General features: G+C 67.7%; 1 protein-coding gene and 1 pseudogene. One reads left to right on the top strand and one right to left on the bottom strand.

From position 1 onward, the window contains the following. Positions 1 to 226, top strand: a pseudogene (locus AC1D00_RS41030) (ComEC/Rec2 family competence protein); the annotation flags it as partial. Positions 227 to 235: 9 nt separating this feature from the next. Here AC1D00_RS41030 and AC1D00_RS41025 read toward each other — a convergent pair. Then, positions 236 to 1,177, bottom strand: coding sequence for a GAF domain-containing protein (locus tag AC1D00_RS41025; RefSeq protein ID WP_477014634.1), 942 nt, complete (start codon positions 1,175 to 1,177; stop codon positions 236 to 238). Positions 1,178 to 1,419 lie beyond the last annotated feature (242 nt).

Here is a 1,419-nt window from a genome sequence, read left to right as displayed (position 1 = left end):
GATGGTGGTCGACCGGCAGCGTCTCGCCGCGCAAGGCGCGCTCGCGCTGACACGGCGCGGCGACGGCTTTGCGGTTCAGGCGGTGAAGGCGAGAGGCACCGACCGCCCGTGGTCGCCGGCGACCGCCGGCGAGGGCGATTTCGGCGCGAGCCTCGCGCCGCAGGCGCCGGCTCCCCGCACCCGGGACGCGACACCATCCGAGGCGGACATGCAGGCTGAGGATTGATCGGACGGGCTACAGGTACCAGGCCAGCACGGCGTCGAGCCCGGCGGCCCCGATCACCGGCAGGGCCACCATCTGGCTCAGTCCAGACGCGCGGGCCTCTGCGGCCGCGGCTGAGCCGTCATGCGCGAGATCGTCGTTGAGTGCGGGCATGCCGGTGGCCCAGGCTCCGCCGATGCTGCCGTTGCCCCTGGCGATGGATTTGTCCGCGTAGAGCGCGGCAAGGTCGGTCTGCGCGCTGCAATCGGCGGCGCGAAAGACCAGTGCCGAACGGGCCTCGTTCGGCACCCAGATCTCGAAGCGTCGCGCAATGGGCGTCGCCTGCGCGGAGAGAAATGTCAGCACCCAGGTCTGGTCGATGCCGGTCCGATAGGGCACGCCGACGCCGAGATTGATGCCGACTTCGGCTGCATCTTCCCAGCGCAGAAAACTCCTGGCGTTGTGCAGGTCCTTGATGATCAGGGGCAGGCCCGCTTTCCAGGTGCGTCCGGGCAGGCCAAAGCCGCGGGGAAACCTGGTGTGGCGGGAGTTGAATTCGAACATGTCGGCGGTGCCATAGTAGCCGTCGACGAGCCCCATCTCGTGGGAGATATCGGGATCATTGTGCCAGAGCTCGATCGCGCCGACATGCGCCTCGTCGTCGCCGCAGAACAGCACCATGACGGCCTGCAAGAATTCGCCTGAGAACACCGGCACCGCTACGCCGCAGGTGAGGCCGGCCGCGAGCGCCTGATCGGTCCGCTTGAAATAGGAGTTGGCGAATTTGGTGAGGATCACGGGATGGCCGCTGGCCCAGGCCTTGCCGGGAAGGCCCTCGTCGTATCCGAAGCGCAAGTTCTCGCTCACGGCCTTGAACGCGGACAGCCCTTCGCCATAGAGGCCGCCGCCGAATTCCAGCCGCATGCGCGTCCGGTCCGGCACCCAGAGTTCAACGACGCGAATGAAGGTTTTCATCGACCATGTCCGCCGCCTCAAGCCAATGACAGCATCGGCGATCTGGCCGCGGAGCGGACGTTCAAAATTCAGGCAGGGCCGCGCAAACTTCGTGCGACGGGGAGGCGCGGGGGGATCTGGGCGGATTGGATTCTCGGGACGCAAACCGCACCACGTCGCCGGCCACGGCCGGCGATGGCGATTTCTATCCTGGCCCCGACCCGGGAGCCGGGGGTGCTGCGTCAGCCGATCGGCTGGCGGGT

Source organism: Bradyrhizobium sp. P2_E8 (genome assembly GCF_056403875.1).
This window is presented reverse-complemented; position numbering and strand designations above follow the sequence as displayed.